Raw genomic sequence first — 18,754 nt, 5'->3', positions numbered from 1 at the left:
CTAATAACGAACCTCAAATACTAAAAAAGTGATGTTCACAAAAGTGAACACCACTAACACACTTTATTTTCCACTTACGATCTTTATTTCCCTTGATCAAGAGGGGGTTGCACCTCCATAAAATAAGAGCATGATATCACTCGGTTTTTCCCAGATTTCTTTGCAACATACATATTTCCATTATTGGCCTTCTTACACTACGATCGTTATTAACTATCTAGGTAATTCTAAGCCGACTGTCACAAATGAAGATTTCTTGTTCGAACGAAGTCATCATTTCCTTCTCACCAATAAAAAAGGCATCCCTTACTGAAGAGTGAAAGAATAACACCAGTTTTTCCGACATAAAAAACAGAACCCCACATATATCCCATGGAGTCCCGGTCTTCACCATCTTATTCTAAACACTCTCTAACAACCGCCCATCCCGAAACCTCACAACCCGCTTCGCCTGCTGCGCTATCGCATGGTCATGCGTAATCAAAATTATTGTCCTACCCTGCTCATTCAACCTCTTAAATATATCCATAATCTCAATCCCCGTCTTCGAATCCAGTGCACCAGTCGGTTCATCCGCCAAAATAATCGCAGGATTTCCTGCCAGCGTTCGTGCGATCGCAACCCGCTGCTGCTGCCCGCCAGACAACTCCGAAGGAAGATGCTTCCTGCGATCCACCAAATCGACCGCTTCCAAAGCTTTGAATACAAGTGGCTCTCGTTCTTTCCGCGTCATCCCCCGATAAATTAAAGGCAATTCCACATTCTCATATGCACTTAATCGGGGTAGTAAATTAAAGTTTTGAAACACGAATTCAATTTTCCGATTCCGTATCTCGGCCAGCTGCCAATCCTTCATCTGGTTAATCGCTTTGCCGTCAAGAACGTACGATCCCGTGTCAGACACATCCAAACACCCGATGATGTTCATCAGTGTCGACTTCCCCGAACCTGAAGGCCCCATAATCGCGACAAATTCTCCTTGTTCAATTACTATTGACACATCATCCAACGCGCGGATCGTTTCCCCACCCATCACATATTGCTTACAGACATGATCAATATGAATTAGGCTCATATCCTTCGCCTCCATTTTGCGATCCCAAGATCCCTAACAATGAAGAATGCGACTATACGAAACGTGTTAAAAATGGTAACCCTAACTCAGCAGTCTTACCGCTTCGCCTTATAAAACTCATGATACAGCTTCATCAGCGCCCGCTTCTCAATCCGAGACACATAGGAGCGACTGATCCCCAGCTCCTTCGCGATCTCCCGCTGCGTCCGCTCTTCGCCGCCTAGCTCTAACCCAAACCGACCAACCACGACTTCCTTCTCGCGGTCGTCCAAAATTTCCAAATTCCTATAAATCTTCGACTTCTCAATCTTCAGCTGCACCGCATCCACCACATCGTCCGCCTCGCTGCCGAGGATGTCAATGAGCGTTATTTCATTCCCCTCTTTGTCCGTTCCAATCGGATCATGCAGAGATACATCTTTACGAGTCTTCTTCAAGGAACGCAGGTGCATTAAGATCTCGTTCTCGATACAACGTGCTGCAAAAGTCGCCAGCTTAGTCCCTTTGTTTGGAGAGAAGGATTCGATCGCTTTGATCAGTCCGATCGTTCCAATGGAGATCAAATCTTCCAAATCTTCCCCTGTATTGTCGAATTTTTTGAGGTTGTGAACACGAAGCAAGGTAAATTTCAAATAACACGCGGAAGAAGGTGTTTGCACACTGCTCCACATTTAATGTTATAGCCTGATTTGACCCACTTACAAAATCGACAGCCTCTTTGTATAGCGATCGCAGCATCAGCAGCGCGGATACTTCCATTGAACGAATCCGGAGCAATAATAATTTTCATTGGAAATTCACCGCCTTTTGAATTCGTATGTGGATAAACTTCGTACCAAAAAGAATGGAAGCCGTAAAGCCCCCATTCATTCTTCTGATTAAGCAGAGTTAACTGTATTTATGATATTCCCCTGTAAATAAGCTGTTAAATTCCCTACAGCTATGTCCATCAACCGGCTTCTAGCCTCGAATGGGCGGGTTCCTCTTCTCTGCCTGTTGTCGTAGTAACTGGATGAAATTCAACCATTATTGTTTATCAGAGTCCCCGTCATGACTTCTCTCGTATCCGTTATATTCAGTGCCCAAGCACATTCCAGGAATTCGTTGCACCATTTTCCATCTTAATAAATCCGAAGGCTGAACCTTCTACTTCATATGTTTTCGGATCCCATGAACCGAACATGTTGCCTTCAACCATATCCGCTAAAGTTATACTGCTCTGCTAACGTAACTATAAAAGACTTGAGACCTCAAGGGAATGAGATCTAGTTCATGTCAAAATTGGGCAATTGTACGGTTTAAGGTAGAAGTGTACCTATCCACGCACAGAATTCATCTTATATAATCGGTCGTGTGCAAGTTCGGTAACGCTTACATAACGAAATCAGATCAACGACAAAGGAGACAAGTGAAGATGAAAAGCAGATTGCAACGCCGAAGAAAGCTCTGGCTGGGATTGCTGCTCGCCATTGTTGTCATCGCTCAGATTGGCTACGTCCCGTCTGGCAAGGGCACGGTCAAAGCAGCCGACAATGGTTTGGCACAGAGACCGTATATGGGCTGGAGCAGTTACAGTATGCAGGTCTACGATGGTCCATCCGGCAATTGGATTTCCGAAGCAAAGATCAAGAAGATGTCTGACGCCATGCACGAAAAACTGCAGGCCCATGGATTCAACTATATTAATATTGATGCGGGTTGGAACGGCAGTATGGACGAGTTTGGCAGACCTGTGCCAAGTACGACGCTTTATCCGGGAGGTTTCCAGAATCTCGTCGATTACGTCCATGGGAATGGGCAGAAACTCGGCATTTATCTCATCCCCGGGGTCTCGCCTGACGCGGTAACACAGAACTTGCCTATTTATAACGCACCTGGCTGTACGATCGGTGATATTGTTGTAAAGCCTTACAAATACGCTGATTACTGGAACATCGGCTATAAAATCGATTTCAGCAACCCGTGTGCCCAAAAATATATTGATTCTGTCGCGGATAAGATTGCCTCTTGGGGTGTGGATTTTGTTAAATTCGATAGTGTAACGCCTGGCTCTGGGCACAACGATGTCACGATCGATGCACGTGATGATGTCAAAGCCTGGTCAACAGCGCTTAGTAGACACAACATTTGGTTTGAGCTGTCCTGGGCGCTCGATCACAATTACGTGGATTATTGGAAACAATATGCCAATGGCTGGCGGGTCGATTGGGATGTGGAATCCTACGACCGTGAGGTTGGTATGACGCAATGGGCTAATATTGCGCGTTTGTTCCCCGACGCTGCGCTCTGGTGGCGCGATGCCGGACCTGGAGGCTGGAACGATTTTGATTCCCTGAATGTCGGCAACGGCTCTACCTCCGGTTTGACCAAAGATGAAAGACAAACTGCGGCAACGTTGTGGGCAGCTTCTTCCGCTCAGTTCTATACAGGTGATGACCTGTCCAACCTCGATGCCTATGGTCTTGACTTACTTACAAACGATGAAGTCATCGCTGTCAATCAAGCCGGAAGACCCGTACACCCGGTATCTACCTCGACCAACCAACAAGTGTGGTATGCCAATAATGGTGATGGCACTTATACGGTAGCTCTTTTCAATCTTGGAAACAAAGCAGCACCTGTTACCGCAAATTGGAGCGACATCGGTCTGAGTGGCTCTGCCTCTGTTCGCGACTTATGGAGCCATACCGAGCTTGGCACTTATGCTTCTGGTTATGGTCCAGTTTCCTTGGAGCCACACGCCTCCCGCTTATTCAAAGTAACGGCGCATGGAGGTAAATCTATCGTCAATGACGATGACACTGGCTTACGATACACAGGCACATGGACACGCAATGGGGGTAAAGAGCTTGCTCGCGATGCCCAAGACTTATCCATTACTGTAACGGACTCCTCTCCCTCTCCTACTGCTCAGGGCGAAAATAATATGTCTACGCAAGTAAATGCTAGTAATGCTACGGTCTCTCATTCCGTCTATCTTAACGATACAGACCCTTTGATCCAATATACAAACAAGTGGGGTCATAACGGAGGAAGAACTGTGGGCAATTATCAGGCTGACGTTCACTATGGAGAGTCCGACAACGGCACACAGCCGGAGTTCAGCTATTCCTTTACTGGTACTGGCATTGAAGTGCTCTCTGAACAAGGTCCATCCAATGGACGGATGGATGTTTACATTGATGGGCAGCTTCAAGGAACTGTGGACACAGAAGGCTCGCCGCAGTCGGGGCAATATTCCGTCTATCGTATCGCCGATCTTCCGCAGGGAACTCACACGTTGAGAGTGGTAAGAAACGGCAGCGGACAATACTACCTCATTCTAGACGCTTTGAAGGTAACTACAGAAACGCTGTTAGGCCAACCTTCGGCGAACAATTTTAACAAAGATCAACCTGCTGACATCACCACGAGTCTTATCTTTGGCGATAGCTCGCTGACAGGCATCAAGAATGGTTCCGTTTCGCTGCAGCCAAGTACAGACTACACGATAAGTGGCGGCAATCTTATAACGATTAGAAAAGAATACCTGCTCCAGCAGCCTTCGGGGAGCCCGGTCCAATTAGACTTCATGTTTGCTGGAGGTGATTCGCAATCGCTATCCATCGCGGTTACTGGAACGTCGCTTACACCTTCAACCACCGTCTTTGACAAGAAAACATCCGCACAAGCGGACGTGGCTGCCACGCTAACACTTGGCGGTAACAACACGCTGACAGGCATTATGAACGGCACAGTCGCCTTAACGGCTGAACAGGACTATACGATTATTAACGGTGTAGTGAAAATTTTGAAATCCTATTTGACCCAACAGCCTGTTGGACTAACCAATTTGACTTTCACGTTCAGTTCGGGTGTTCCGCAAACGCTGGCTATAACTGTTAGCAACTCGGCATCCCCTGGAAGGTTTACTTACATTAACGACGACAACCCAGATATTCACTTTACTGGGGCTTGGAACCGCAGTACAAATCGTCCTTTTAACGATTACGGTAAAGACGTTCATTATGTAGAGCCCAATAACGACTATTTTACCTATACGTTTAATGGCACTGGCATTACTTATATAACTGAAGTCGATCAGGGTCAAGGCGATGTGGACATCTTTATTGATGGTCAATTACACGGAACCGCTCATACGTACGGAGCAAATTCGCATAATGATGCCCAAAAAGAAGTCTACACCGTCACGAACTTGACGTCTGGCATTCATACACTGAAGGCTGTCAAAAAGTCTGGGCAATTCATGCTGCTTGATGCGCTTAAAGTACAGCAAAGCGACTTGATTGACATCTCTGCAGCAGATTTCAACAAAAAAGCAGCAGCAGATGTGAGCGTTAACATCATCGGTAACGCTCAGAGTTTGCGTAGCATTTCGAACGGCACCACTGCACTCGTCAATCCGACCGATTATGTAATTAGCGGCAATCAAGTGACGATCAAAAAAGAATATCTCGCTGTTCAACCTGTCGGTAACTTGAAGCTTTCTTTTGCATTTCAAGGTGATTATGCGGACGATATTCATGCAACGTCCGTGAACGGAGACGCTTTCCTCTTTTCGTTCACAGGAAGCGGAATTGAGATCCTCTCACCAACAGGTCCGGAATTAGGTGACATTGATATCTATATCGATGATCAGTTGAAAGAAACCATTAGTGCCTATTCGTCCATTCGGAGTGCTGGAAACAGTCTTTACCACATTTCGTCGCTGTCTAAAGGCGCTCACACCCTAAAAGCAGTCAAAAAATCAGGCAGCTACATGCTTGTAGATGCGTTCAAATTTGATATTGCTACGGTAGACAGTTCACCCTCCGCACCGCAAACTGGCAGCGGCTATACAGGCGGTAGTACTGACACCAGCGCAGTTAACATCGTGCGTACGACACAAGCTGATGGCTTAACCAAAGAGGAAGTCAAGCTCTCGGTTGATAATACGAAAAAGTTAATACAGAAATCGCAGACTTCTGGCGCCAAATCGGCTGTTATTTCCCTGCCCGATGACAAGGATGACGTTGCCTTAACTAATGTTGTATTGAGTAAAGATTCGCTAAGTTTGCTAAGTGAAAGCGGACTTGGCCTTGACCTCGATACAGCTAATGTCAAAGTCCAAATTTCGAACGACTCGCTGAAAAACTTTAATGACGACATTTATTTCAACCTTGTTCCTGTAAAAGCTTCGGATGCAGGCAAAGATTTAGCACAGCGCGCAAATGGCGCAACAGTCGTGCTAAGCGTTGCTGGAGGCGAAAAAACCGTATTGATTGGCCGTCCGATAGACATTGTGACTAACCTGCAAAATCATGAGGTTACCCTCATCCTCCCGATTCCAGGAGACTTGAGAGATGCCGATATCCAGCAAATCGGAGTCTACATCGAACACAGCGACGGGACTAAGGAGTTTAAAAAAGGTACTGTCACAACGTTCGATGACGGCCGTGGCATTCAATTTACGACGAGTAAATTTAGTACGTATGCGCTTTTGAAGGTCGATGGCAAGACATTGTCCTTCTCGCACGAACCGTACATCCAAGGCTACGAAAACGACTTGTTCCATCCAGACAACCAGATTACACGCGCTCAGATGGCCACAATTCTCTCGCGTATTACGACCAAACAGGCATCAGGCAACAGCGGCAAATATGTTGACGTGGCCACTGATGATTGGGCTTACACCGCTATCGACCAAGTCTCACGACTAGGATTCATGCAAGGTTACGCAGACGGTACTTTCAAGCCAGAACAGCCGATCACCAGAGCCGAAATGGCAGCACTTGCTGTTCGGGTCGCGGTAGGCCCTACTGGAACAGGAGCTGGCTTTACCGATACGACTGGTCATTGGGCAGAAGACGCAATTAAAGCTGCCCAAAGTGCTGGTTACTTGAATGGCTACGCAGATGGAACGTTCTGCCCTGCCAAACCGCTTACGCGTGCAGAAGCTGTCACCATCATCAATCGTGTACTCGGTAGAGGACCGCTTAACGGGGTTAAGCACTCACCTTGGACCGACGTCCCGAACGATCATTGGGCAGTTTATGACATTGCGGAAGCTTCCGTCAGCCATTCGTTTGAGCCCTTAGCAACCGGTGGAGAAAAAACGGTAGAGTAATCCCAACAGCTAAGCACACATCAGAAAGAGGCAGCCGATTAACTCAATCCGGTTGCCTCTTTCTTATACCCAATAAAGTCACGCCTAGCTTTTGTACCAAATCAGTATGGCGCTTTCGGGGAAATGCAGACGAAATCAGACTTAGCAGTTTTCATTTACCTTGAAAAATCAAATGGTCATACGATTTATCGTAGTCCATTATAAATTATTGTATATTAGATCAATGGTAACTCCACATTTTCATATGCGTTTAACCTAGGCAGTAAGTTAAGTTAGCATTCTCTCCGGCCCCGCAAGTGGGATGACGAGAGTTCTGTAAGCTCCTTCTTATTCTTTTACAGCGCCGGCTGTTAGCCCAGCCACCATATACTTTTGGAAAAATAGGAACAGAATTACAATCGGAATCGTCGCTGTCACACAAACCGTCATAATATTCGCCCAGTCATATGCCACCTCGCCCATGTACCTGATCGAAATGCCGGGGTTCAACGTACGCAAATTATCTTTATTAATGAGAGTTAATGAGTACAGCAAATCATCCCATGAAAGAATAAACGTATAAATCCCAACGGAGAAAATACCTGGCTTCGAAAGAGGAAAAATAATCCGGAACAAAATGCCGAACCGGCTGCAGCCGTCGATTTTGGCGGCTTCTTCGAGCGAATGCGGAATGTTGTCGAAGAACACTTTGATCATCCAGATGGAGAATGGCAAGGATGCCGTCGTCAATGCAATGACCAAACCTGCATGCGTGTTCAGCAGACCGTACGATTTGTACATCGCATAAAGCGCAATCAGGAGCGAAACGACCGGAAGCATCTGCGTCGACAGGATAGCGAACATCAGAAAATTTTTGAATTTAAAATGGAATCTGGAAAAGCCGTAACCGGCAAACATGGCCACAAGCAGCGTAATCAATGTCGTGCAGCTGCTGACAAACAAGCTATTCCGATAATAAATCACAAAGTAATTGTCGGAGAACAATTTGATATAATGCGCTAGGACAAGTTTCTTCGGTATCCATTCTGGCGGAATCTGGAACAGCACGGAATTATCTTTGAAAGAAGTGACAAACATCCAGTAAAGCGGAAAGATGAGAAAGAGAATGAATACAAGCAAACCCGCATATTGTCCCAAATTAGGTAGCTTGCTTTTGCTTGACGGAGCTGATCTTTGCATGCCTCTTCTCCTTTCTAGATGCTGGTGTGTCTTCTCCCAAGGCGAAGAGCTTATTGTAAAGACTAGAAATAAGGACCATAATAATGAGCCATAACGCGCCGATTGCAGCACCTTTCCCCAAATTCATCTGTACAAATGCTGCTTTATAACTGTAAATGGCCAATGTCGTCGTTTTGTCTAACGGACCGCCACCTGTCATGATCCAGAAGAGCGGGAACATTTTGAAGTTCTCAATAATGGAAATCAGTGTAATTGTCTTGATGTTGTTTTTGAGTAATGGAAGGGTGATGTTGGTCAAAATCTGCCAACGGTTTGCACCATCGATACGCGCTGCCTCATACATGTCTTCAGAGATGCCTTGCATGCCTGCGAGCAGCATCGTACTCATGAAGGGCAGCTGGCGCCAAAGCGCCGTCACGATTACGGCCGGGAGCGCCAGATCCATATTTGTTAACCATTCCTGCGGCTTGTCAATGATATGGAGCAGCTGGAGTACGTAGTTAATCAAGCCGTATTGCGGCTGGAACAGCCACATCCAAAGCAGCGCCGAGACAATTGTCGGCACAATCCACGGAATGAGAATGATCGTACGGAAAAATTTCTTGAAGCGAATCGAGCTGTTTAGAATCAGGGCCAACGCCATACCCAGCACAAACTGGACACTTACGATACAAAACACATAGGTTAAGGTGACGCGAAGCGCAGTAAAAAATTCACCATCCTGCAAAATTTCCTTATAATTGGCAAAATTGTTCCACGGCTGACTTTTCATGCTGAGCAATGAAACTTTAAAGAAGCTCATCGTAATGGACTTTACAATCGGTATGCCAATCGTAAAGAGCAGCATGGCCAGAGCCGGTAAAATCAACGCGAGTAAAAAAAGTCGGTCCTTCGCCAGCTCGGAGAGTCTTGTTCCTCTCATGTATGATTCACTCCTATCCGCTTCTAACGGGAGAGTTCCCGAAAGAGCTCTCCTGCCAGATGATGTTTGTTATTTCAGCGATGTCTTCAGCTTCGCATCAAGTTCTTGTGCAGCTTTCTCCGGTGAAGCGGTATCCGTCGAGACTTTCAGCAGCGCATCGGCAATGTCGATATACGCTTGCTCCATACCTGGATGATTCTTAGGAAGCGGTTGAATGTTGTTCATTTGCTGCATCAATACTTTATCGAATTCGCTTTCCGTGAACATCGAGCTAAGCGATTTACGGGCGGAAATTATGTCGTTCTGCTTATGATAAATCGAGATCGCATCTTTATCCGTCAAATATTTAATGAAGTCGGCAGCAGCTTGCTTATGCTTGGAATCTGCCGAGATGACGAGACCGTGCGCTTCCCCGATCGACACGCTCTTGCCGGTTGCACCTGCCGGAATCGGAGCCGCCCCCCACACTTTGTCAAACTCTGCGCCTTTGCCGCTCAAGTTACGGAACACCGCTTTCCCGTAGTTCCCGTCGACATACATACCCAATTGGCCGATAGAGAACAGGTTTCGAAGGTCCTTCAGCTTCGCGCCGGACGGGCCGATGCCGTCTTTCACCAAACTTTTATAATAGTTCAGCGTGCTCACCATTTCTGGCGTATTCGCATTTACTTTTCCATTTCTATCTAAAATAGATCCGCCAAAGCCGTACAAGTTCCTCATCGCGATCTCGCCGTTAATCGCCAGCTTGTCCGAAGGCTCTCCGAAGCCGTAAATCTTCTGACCGCTGTCTGTTTTCAAATTCGAAATCGCTTTCGCCGCCTTCAGCATTTCATCAACCGTCGCAGGTGCTTTATCCGGCAAGCCCGCCTTTTTGAACAGCTCTTTATTGTAATAGAGAATATATGGCGTTGGTGCCCAAGGCACACCCATCAGCTTGCCATTATAAGAGAAATCTTCCTTAAAGCTCGGCATTAAATCATCTACATACGATTTGCCCATGAGATCATCCAACGGTGTAATGATATCTGATGCTGCATAAGAACCGAACCAAGCTGGGAACGTTTGAATAATGTCCGGAGCATTGCCCGTTGAGGCCATTACGAACGTTTGCTGTTTAATATCTGCAAAAGGAATGCCGACAAACTCAATTTTGACATTCGAATTTTTCGCCTCGTAATTTTTTACCATTTCTTCTAATGCACCTTTGGTTGCCGCTTCACTTATACTCCAAGATGCAAACGTTAATTTAATCGGTTCACTGCTTTTTCCTGCACTCGCTGTTGCTTCCGCCTCATTAGTTGTATCCGTGTTCGAGCCGCAAGCAGTAAGTGCGCCGGTCAGCAAGGCTGCCGATAACGTTAGGTACGCCGCTTTTTTCATCTTCATATAGTAGTTCCTCCCTTTTGGTTGAAGCTTCATTTGTTGTGTGAACTTCACACCTTTATTATCGATGTCCGCATGACGGCCGTATATCTCCAATGCGAGAGAAACACACATAAATCATGACTTTCCGCATCATCAAGTATTGACATCTCTCATAAATTCATGACATTTGGTCTGTAATTTAGTTTTATTTTGACTGCTCAGCTCGCATCTATGGCATAATATGAGTACTTATATTGAAGTAGGTGTTCGTTCTGATTTCTATCGTAAAACTTAAAAGGTCGCTCCAAGAATTGCCGAAGCTATTTTGGACGTATTTCATTTCCTACTTGATTGTCATTCTCTTACCGCTTATTGCGCTGAGCTATGCTTCCTACAATTTCACCGTATCCACGCTGGAGAACGAATTGAGTCAGGCGACCATCTACGCGTCCAAACAGAAAAATGCTTCCATCGAGAATACGATAGCAGAAATCCAATCGATCGCTATCCGAATCGGACTGGACGGACGGGTCACCAGCTTTCTGAACGATTTGACGAATCCATTCCTTCTGAATGAGACTCGCGATATTCTAAAAACGGCCGCATCCGCAAACGAAGCCATCCAGTCGATCGACTTTTACGCCAAAGAAGCTAATCTGATTATTGCCTCTGACGGCTATACGCGCACATATACGAACTCAACACAGGATATTTGGATCGACGAAGATCTCGGCGAGAACGATATGGGTTTCTGGTTAAGCTCCCGTCATGGAAACGGCATTGATCTAGATAAAATTGTGACCTATGTCGTAAAGGTGCCCGTACAACGGAATGGATTCCAAGGTCTCTTGGCCGTGCATATTCATGAATCCGTCTTAAGCAGTCTGCTTCAGAAAATGGAAGGCAATCCGCACACCATCACCTATATTATGGACCGTCTGGGCAACGTCATTTCCACCTCAGCTGCAGTTTCACTAAAGCCGGAGCATGTCCAAGCCTTATTCAAGGAGAGCAGCAAGGCTCCTGCCAGCATCGGGTACCGCATCTTGAAACAAGATGGCGATCGAAATCTCATTACATATGTAAAAACGCTGCATAACCAGTGGAGCATTGTAACCGAAACGCCCTTACAGTATTTACTCTCCAAACTGTCGTATATTCGGACCGTCGCTTGGGCAGCTTTTATTATTTTAGTTGCTCTGGGACTTATTTTATCCTATTTCATATCTAGAAAAATGATCAGTCCAATTCAATTATTAATTAAAAAGGCGCTTCCTTATAACAAAAGCGGCAATGAAGCAAAGGATACGCTTCGCCCGCAGAAGAATGAGCTGGAAGCGATCTCTCATATTCTGGACCATGTATTCCGTAAAAATGAGGCTTGGGAGCAGCAGTTTCATATGAATTTGCCTGTATTACGCGAACGATTCCTGCTTGCCCTTATCCATCATAAATTCAGTAGTATTCACGAAATGAACGGAAAATTGGAATTTTTGCATCTTCAATTTCCGTATCCGCAGCACGTCGTTTTTCTAATTGAGATCGATAATTACAGCCTGCTCGTCGGCAGCTACTCCGTCACAGATCAAAACTTGTATAAATACGCCATGATGAACATTGCAGAAGAGATTGCATCCGGCAGCCATATCGCTTTGGCTGCGGAAGCGGATGAGAACCAACTCGCGCTGCTGGTCAATATCGGCGGCGACTCCGAGCATATGAAACATGAGCTTGCTGCGCTTGGCGAGCAAATCAAGAATGTGATCTACCAACTGCTGAAAATCTCCGTTACCATTGGAATTGGACGTCCTTATCCACAGCTCTTGGACGCCCATTATTCCTACAAAGAAGCGTGTGAGGTCATTCGCTCAAAGATTATGGTCGGTACCAATACCGTATTAACCTATGAGGATTTGATTAAGGAAGCGGATGACGAGTTCTATTTGCCGCCGCATTTTACCAATCATATGTACAACTTCTTAAAAGCCGGGCAGCTTAACGAGGCGCTTGGCAGCCTTGAAGAATTGTATCAACAGATAAAGGCGCGCACGAAGCTGAGTGAGGAAGTCATTTTCCGGACGTACAATTTGATCGTGGAGGGTATTTTACGCAATATGCAGGAATTTAACGTGCAAACCGAAACGATTTTCGGCAAAAACCATAACCTATTTCGCGAGCTTGCCTCCAAAGAGACGATACATGCAATTCATGAATGGATTTGTGGCATGGTGCAAAAAATTTATCACACACTAGAGCAGCAACAGCCCAAAAAGAATACCCACATCGAAACAGTCATCGCCTATATGGATGCGAATTACGATCAAGACCTCTCGGTCGAGATGATTGCCGAGCAGGTGAATTTGAACCATGCCTATGTCAGCCGCATGTTTAAGCAAGAAGTTGGCAAAACCATGCTGGAATATCTAACGCTGAAGCGTCTGGAGGTCAGTAAGGTGTTTCTGAAGGAAACCGAACAAACGATTCTTGAAATCGCGACGAATGTCGGCTATAACAACGTCAACAGCTTCATTCGGTTCTTCAAGCGCTATGAAGGGCTAACCCCGGGAGATTACCGCAAAACGATTCGCTGACATCAAATAAGAGAGCTTCATCACTTCTTCGAAGTGATGAAGCTCTCTTTCTTTTGCGATTCAATTAACTAGCCGACCATCCCTAAACCTCACAACCCGCTTTGCTTGCTCCGCAACCTGCCGATCATGCGTAATCACAATAATCGTCCGCCCCTGCTCATTCAACCGCCTGAATATTTCCACAGTCTTCGAATCCAGCGCGCCCGTCGGCTCATCCGCCAAAATAATCGGTGGACCGCCAGCCAACGTCCGAGCAATGGCAACACGCTGCTGCTGCCCACCAGATAGTTCCGAAGGAAAGTGCTTCCTTCTATCCAGCAAATCAACCGCTTCCAACGCTTGTAGGACAAGCGGCTCCCGCTGCTTTCTCGACAGTCCCCGGTAAATCAACGGTAACTCCACATTCTCATAAGCACTCAGTCTCGGCAGCAAGTTAAAGTTCTGAAAAACAAACCCGATCTTCCGATTCCGAATCTCGGCCAATTGTGAATCCTTCAGCGAGTGAATCTGCTTCCCATCGAGCACATACAGACCTTCATCCGAAACGTCCAAACAGCCGATGATGTTCATCAGCGTGGACTTTCCTGAGCCCGAAGGCCCCATAATAGCAACAAATTCGCCCTGCGCGATGTCTAAAGAAATATCGTCTAGGGCGCGGATTGTCTCCCCGCCCATGTGATAAAATTTGCTTACATGCTCAATTTGAATTAAGGCTGTCATTGTCTTCGCCTCCATTATTTGATGCCAAATGAATGAAGAATGCGATTTAAATCAATGTGTACTAATTCAAATGAAATCAATTCTTTTACCGCTTCGCCTTATAAAATTCATGATACAGCTTCATTAACGCCCGCTTCTCAATCCGCGACACGTACGAACGCGAAATCCCCAGTTCCTTAGCAATCTCCCGCTGCGTCCGCTCTTCACCGCCAAGCTCCAAACCAAACCGACCAACGACAACTTCCTTCTCGCGGTCGTCCAAAATTTCCAAATTGCGATAAATTTTCGACTTCTCGATCTTTAACTGTACTGCATCCACCACGTCGTCAGCCTCGCTGCCAAGGATATCAATCAGCGTAATTTCATTCCCCTCTTTATCCGTTCCGATGGGATCATGCAAGGATACATCTTTCCGCGTTTTCTTCAAGGAGCGCAGATGCATNGTCGTCAGCCTCGCTGCCAAGGATATCAATCAGCGTAATTTCATTCCCCTCTTTATCCGTTCCGATGGGATCATGCAAGGATACATCTTTCCGCGTTTTCTTCAAGGAGCGCAGATGCATTAAGATCTCATTTTCAATACAACGTGCTGCAAAAGTCGCCAGCTTTGTGCCCTTATTCGGCGAGAAAGACTCGATGGCTTTGATTAGCCCAATCGTCCCGATGGAGATCAAATCTTCCAAATCTTCCCCCGTATTGTCGAATTTTTTGAGGTTGTGAACACGAAGCAAGGTAAATTACTTTACATATCTTTATTTCAAACTGATGTGTTGAGTAATGACCAACTATGTTGAAATTACTTACTTTTTCTTCCAAGTGAACATAAAACTAAACCCAATACCTGGTAGGTACTGAGTCTAGTTTTTGTTATGTATGTTAGCCCATTATAGTGAATTCATTTTATTCCGGTATAGCCTACTGTTGCTTTATTGGTGAGCGAACAACTCTCGATTGATTGGAATTTTGCCGGTCATCGCTTGCAGCAATAACTCGGCCGAGCATTCAATATCACCATACATATTAATTATAGAATCAATAGAGGCTTCATACTCTCGGTGAACGAACGGATGGAAATGAGATACGAAAATGATCGGCGTTCGTAACTTCGTCCACCCTCCCATCATATTTCTAGCCACTTCATCATGTAGACGAACTACGTTTAGCCCATAACTAAGCTTACAGCCAATTGAACAAATAATCAGGTCGGCAGCTTTCTCCGAAGCTGCTTCAAAAAGCGCATCTGGTCCTGGATCCAACCATTGCGTCACATGACCGGAGAACTTACTGATCTCCTGCTTCATACGAGCATGCAGTTCCATCAATTGATCATGATTGTTCATTATGACCACATGGAGTACTCTGGTCTGTGGCTCAATGGGGAAAGGAATTAATTCGGCGCGATCGCGTACGACGGTAATGCAAGCCTGCGCCACCTGCTTGGCGGTTCGCTGGTGTGCTTCCCGATCGAACTGTGTACTTCCCGCCACCACTGCTTCTTGATTGAATAGCCCCATCTGCGTTTTGACGGCTACAATGCGGCTAGCCCGATCGCGTAGCGTTTCGATCGAAAGCTTCCCGCATGCAAGCCGCTGCTCCATCTCTGAGTAAAATCGCTCATTTATACGGGGAAAGAGCAGCATGTCACAACCACTCTCCAGCGCGTCAGCACAAACATCGTAATAATTTCTAAACCCGACGGCACCACCCATTTCAAGCGCATCAGACACGATTAATCCTTCAAAACCCATCCGCTTGCGTAGCACCCCCTGCAGTAAATTAGGAGAAATTGTCGCCGGCGGATACAGACCACGTTCATCTGGCTCGTCTAGGCATGGCAGCGCGATATGTCCCGGCATCACGGCCATTGCACCTCGGTCAATTAATTCCTGAAAGACTCGTCCTGGCCCATGCCACCATTTTTCCTGAGATAATGAAATGACCGGTGTCGTCAAATGATGATCCAAACTAGTAAATCCGTCTCCTGGAAAATGTTTAATTGTTGCCATCATGCCATGTTCTTGTAACCCCTTCATGTATGCGCCGGCTATTTTCACAACATGTTCCGGGGTGACACCTGGACTCCTCATACTGACAACTGGGCTGTCGGGATCAACTGCCAGATCTGCCACAGGTGAAAACGTCCAATTGAACCCAAGCACTTCAGCTTCTTGTGCTGCTATACGTCCGGTCTCATACGCCAACGTCTCCGAATTTGTTTGGCTTAAGCCCATCATATAGGGAAACTTGGTAGCTCCTAAAATCATATTACCCGGTCCGCATTCCAGATCGCTGACGATAAATGGCGGAATTGTACAGGTTTTCTTGAACTCTGCAATTACCCCCTCCAGCCGGCTGCGCTCCATGGGATGAAAAAACATTGCGCCGAACTCCTCTAGACACTCTTCCCCGATTCGTCCTAAAGTAGGACAGCAGACTTGCTTCAACAATTGTTTATGGCTAAGCGATTGCACCTTCGCTTGTATTTCTTCCGTGACAGTGACTCGATATTTCCCCACTTAGTCAGCTCCCCACTCAAATTCATACGTTCATTGATTTGTTTAACCACGCTTGTAAGTAAGCAATAACTTCCTCCCGCATCGCCTTCGTCTCCAGATGGGCAACGTCATACCTGGATAACTTCCATGACTCGGAAGCTCCTAATACTTCATAGACGCTTCTTAATTCGCGATCTATTTTATCTAAGCCCTTGACCGGGGTTAAGGGATCCAGACTGCCTGCCAAGCTCAAATGGGGTCGCGGGGCAATCAAAGCATTAATTTGAGCCGTTGTAAAATGATTCAATAAATCGGATACATAGTAATATAAGCCATGTCGGTCGAGCCCGCCCTCCTCCAAGAGCGCCTCAAAATCAGTCAGGCAGCAGATGTCAACCGTCACTTGAATACGCGGATCCAACGCTGCGAGCCACCATGCCATCGTACTCCCCATCGACATCCCTAGCGTACCTATCCGTGCAGGATCCACATCAGAACGAGATACGAGATAATCTACAGCGCGCAGGCTGTCAAAAACCATCATTCCCCACATCGTCCGCCCTTGCCAGAGCAGCTCCTTAAAAATGGTCGCTTCGCTGCGCACACTTCGTTCCCCAAATGCCCAAGCGTCAATACATAAAACAGAAATCCCCAATTGTGTGAGACTCTCGCCGTAGGATACTTCGTTCATATAAGGAGCTGGCGAGAGCAACTCCTCTTTGCCAACCTTGTATCGCCCGCCATGCGAGTGGTTATAGAGCATAACCGGAGAACGCGGGCCTGCATGCTTGGCGCGTAAAAAATAGGCAGGAACTGGCTCGCGATCATTCAATTCCAATACGAGTTTCTCTAATATATACGAACTGTTCTCTTGTTCTTGCAACAGATGCGCTTGAATCGGCTTCGTTCGAGACGGCAGCTTGCCCAGCAGTCCCATCAATTCTTCTCTGCGACCAACGACACTCATCATTCACAGCCTCCCCGTAGTGCGATTTAGATTAGATCCGCGTAAGTATCAGGTCTTCTTTCTTTTCTGAAAAGACTACGCGCTTCCCCATTTCCTGGGCCTACCGACAGCCAGTACTTATACAACCGTTGATCCAAGTCAAGATCTGCAGCAAAAACACCCATCTCCTCGTCCTGTACATATCCGATCAGTTCACCGTTAGGAGCAATCACTCGACTGGCGTTAGCTCCGCCCCCGCAACCAGCCACGACGACATATAGTCCATTATCCCGTGCCCTGGCTCTTGTCTGCAATAAGCCATTTCCTATCGTTGGGATAAAAATGACTTCCGCACCTTGCAGCGCCAAGACCCGCGCTGACTCGGGAAACTCCTGGTCATGGCAAATTAAAATCCCCATTCGACCAAAATCAGTGTCTATGACGACATGCTCATCGCCAGGCATGACACCCATTTCCGCCTCGTACAATGGCAGATGAATTTTTCGATACTTCCCTGCAATCTTGCCTTCACGGTCCAGCAGTACTGCCGTATTGTAAATATGCGCTTCGTCGCGTTCATACATTGTAAAAAGAATGTAGCTGCTAAGAGCACTCGCTTGCTCCGATAGGATCTCAGTAAGCGGACCCGGTATAGGTTGACATCTTTGAACCAAAGGTAGTTGCACGAAACCTTCATAGAACGTCTCTGTCAGCACAATGATATCCGGATGATGAAGCCCCGCCAAATGAAGCAAATCCAGCATTAATTTCAGATTGGTATCCATGTCTTCCGTGGGTCTGGCGTAGGTAGTGACGACTCGTACGGCTCTTTGGGTCGTAGCTTTGCACAATTGAACTTGTGCGTTTCGCCATATGACGGTTCCATCAGCGCCCCAACGAAACGTCAGCTCCAGACGCAATTGCGTGGCACGCGAAGGCGCATCCAGTGTACGTCGCATTGTTCTCCACGTTTCTTCCTTTTCTTCAACAAGCTCAAGATAGTCACGCTGCAGCAAAATCCCCTCATCGTCCATCCATGTCGCAATCATGTAGACGCTCACTTGCTCATGGAGAACATCGCTCAGCTGATATTCCGCTTGAATGACATAACTCTGCTTTTCTACAATAGGGATATTCCGGCTATGCCAACTTCCATAACACCCTTTTTTTCCTGCCCCGCTCATCTCCAGTTGTAATCCCTCATCTACCACAATTCGTGCATGAGAAGGCGATACTTCTTCCCTGGGTGCCCAGAATTGCCATTCCCCATCTTCCATACTCATGATTGTTCGCATCGGGGCGAGTTCCCTCCTGATTCTATGCATGATCGTAATCTGAAAGAGGGGCTTTTCAGC

Annotated in this window: 12 protein-coding genes and 1 pseudogene; 2 read left to right on the top strand and 11 right to left on the bottom strand. The window is 46.5% G+C overall.

What is annotated here, in order from left to right; all coding sequences use genetic code 11:
- Positions 1 to 400: 400 nt before the first annotated feature.
- Together ASL11_RS23660 and sigK are read right to left on the bottom strand one after the other, a co-directional pair.
- Complete coding sequence (locus ASL11_RS23660) at positions 401 to 1,075, bottom strand: ABC transporter ATP-binding protein (RefSeq protein ID WP_056620458.1); 675 nt, start codon at positions 1,073 to 1,075, stop codon at positions 401 to 403.
- A 95-nt stretch (positions 1,076 to 1,170) separates the two neighbouring features.
- Complete coding sequence (gene sigK, locus ASL11_RS23655) at positions 1,171 to 1,746, bottom strand: RNA polymerase sporulation sigma factor SigK (protein WP_082595761.1); 576 nt, start codon at positions 1,744 to 1,746, stop codon at positions 1,171 to 1,173.
- 743 nt (positions 1,747 to 2,489) lie between these two features.
- Between sigK and ASL11_RS23650 the strand changes: the two genes are divergently transcribed.
- Positions 2,490 to 7,181 (top strand): X2-like carbohydrate binding domain-containing protein, encoded by a 4,692-nt coding sequence (locus tag ASL11_RS23650; RefSeq protein WP_056620456.1) that lies wholly within the window; start codon positions 2,490 to 2,492, stop codon positions 7,179 to 7,181.
- A 327-nt stretch (positions 7,182 to 7,508) separates the two neighbouring features.
- On the opposite strand, the gene ASL11_RS23645 is transcribed toward ASL11_RS23650, so the two are convergent.
- The 3 genes from ASL11_RS23645 to ASL11_RS23635 form a co-directional block, all read right to left on the bottom strand.
- A complete protein-coding gene (locus ASL11_RS23645; protein WP_056620454.1) occupies positions 7,509 to 8,360 on the bottom strand; it encodes a carbohydrate ABC transporter permease in 852 nt (283 codons plus the stop codon).
- Positions 8,320 to 9,282, bottom strand: coding sequence for a carbohydrate ABC transporter permease (locus tag ASL11_RS23640; RefSeq protein WP_056620452.1), 963 nt, complete (start codon positions 9,280 to 9,282; stop codon positions 8,320 to 8,322). The genes ASL11_RS23645 and ASL11_RS23640 overlap by 41 nt, the downstream gene beginning before the upstream one ends.
- 69 nt (positions 9,283 to 9,351) lie before the next feature.
- Positions 9,352 to 10,668, bottom strand: a complete 1,317-nt coding sequence (locus tag ASL11_RS23635) for an ABC transporter substrate-binding protein (protein WP_056620450.1) — start codon at positions 10,666 to 10,668, stop codon at positions 9,352 to 9,354.
- Between the two features lie 290 nt (positions 10,669 to 10,958).
- Between ASL11_RS23635 and ASL11_RS23630 the strand changes: the two genes are divergently transcribed.
- Positions 10,959 to 13,238 carry a helix-turn-helix domain-containing protein gene (locus ASL11_RS23630; protein ID WP_162261677.1) on the top strand — a complete coding sequence of 760 codons (2,280 nt, stop codon included), beginning with the start codon at positions 10,959 to 10,961 and terminating at the stop codon, positions 13,236 to 13,238.
- A gap of 60 nt (positions 13,239 to 13,298) precedes the next feature.
- Here ASL11_RS23630 and ASL11_RS23625 read toward each other — a convergent pair whose 3' ends face one another.
- The 6 genes and pseudogenes from ASL11_RS23625 to ASL11_RS23600 form a co-directional block, all read right to left on the bottom strand.
- The gene (locus tag ASL11_RS23625; protein ID WP_056620446.1) at positions 13,299 to 13,958 is read right to left on the bottom strand and encodes an ABC transporter ATP-binding protein; all 660 of its coding nucleotides are present in this window, start codon (positions 13,956 to 13,958) and stop codon (positions 13,299 to 13,301) included.
- Positions 13,959 to 14,043: 85 nt separating this feature from the next.
- A pseudogene (locus tag ASL11_RS23620) lies at positions 14,044 to 14,400 on the bottom strand (sigma-70 family RNA polymerase sigma factor); the annotation flags it as partial.
- Between the two features lies 1 nt (position 14,401).
- Positions 14,402 to 14,689 (bottom strand): sigma factor (locus tag ASL11_RS23615; protein WP_268796225.1); only part of this gene is annotated, 288 nt, incomplete at its 3' end.
- A gap of 195 nt (positions 14,690 to 14,884) precedes the next feature.
- Complete coding sequence (locus tag ASL11_RS23610; protein ID WP_157257023.1) at positions 14,885 to 16,474, bottom strand: glycoside hydrolase family 3 protein; 1,590 nt, start codon at positions 16,472 to 16,474, stop codon at positions 14,885 to 14,887.
- A gap of 22 nt (positions 16,475 to 16,496) precedes the next feature.
- Complete coding sequence (locus ASL11_RS23605; RefSeq protein ID WP_056620442.1) at positions 16,497 to 17,420, bottom strand: dienelactone hydrolase family protein; 924 nt, start codon at positions 17,418 to 17,420, stop codon at positions 16,497 to 16,499.
- A 26-nt stretch (positions 17,421 to 17,446) separates the two neighbouring features.
- Positions 17,447 to 18,694, bottom strand: coding sequence for a carbon-nitrogen hydrolase family protein (locus tag ASL11_RS23600; protein WP_056620440.1), 1,248 nt, complete (start codon positions 18,692 to 18,694; stop codon positions 17,447 to 17,449).
- Positions 18,695 to 18,754: the final 60 nt, after the last annotated feature.

The organism is Paenibacillus sp. Soil750 (assembly GCF_001428045.1).
Classification (GTDB): domain Bacteria; phylum Bacillota; class Bacilli; order Paenibacillales; family NBRC-103111; genus Paenibacillus_E; species Paenibacillus_E allorhizoplanae.
The sequence above is the reverse complement of the archived record's forward strand: the minus strand, read 5'-3'. Positions and strand labels throughout refer to the sequence as shown.

Coding starts and splice junctions, on each gene's coding strand:
- ASL11_RS23660 (WP_056620458.1), bottom strand. CDS start 1,075: ATGAGCCTAATTCATATTGATCATGTCTGTAAGCAATATGTGATGGGT.
- ASL11_RS23640 (WP_056620452.1), bottom strand. CDS start 9,282: ATGAGAGGAACAAGACTCTCCGAGCTGGCGAAGGACCGACTTTTTTTA.
- sigK (WP_082595761.1), bottom strand. CDS start 1,746: ATGTGGAGCAGTGTGCAAACACCTTCTTCCGCGTGTTATTTGAAATTT.
- ASL11_RS23645 (WP_056620454.1), bottom strand. CDS start 8,360: ATGCAAAGATCAGCTCCGTCAAGCAAAAGCAAGCTACCTAATTTGGGA.
- ASL11_RS23650 (WP_056620456.1), top strand. CDS start 2,490: ATGAAAAGCAGATTGCAACGCCGAAGAAAGCTCTGGCTGGGATTGCTG.
- ASL11_RS23600 (WP_056620440.1), bottom strand. CDS start 18,694: ATGCGAACAATCATGAGTATGGAAGATGGGGAATGGCAATTCTGGGCA.
- ASL11_RS23635 (WP_056620450.1), bottom strand. CDS start 10,668: ATGAAGATGAAAAAAGCGGCGTACCTAACGTTATCGGCAGCCTTGCTG.
- ASL11_RS23605 (WP_056620442.1), bottom strand. CDS start 17,420: ATGAGTGTCGTTGGTCGCAGAGAAGAATTGATGGGACTGCTGGGCAAG.
- ASL11_RS23625 (WP_056620446.1), bottom strand. CDS start 13,958: ATGACAGCCTTAATTCAAATTGAGCATGTAAGCAAATTTTATCACATG.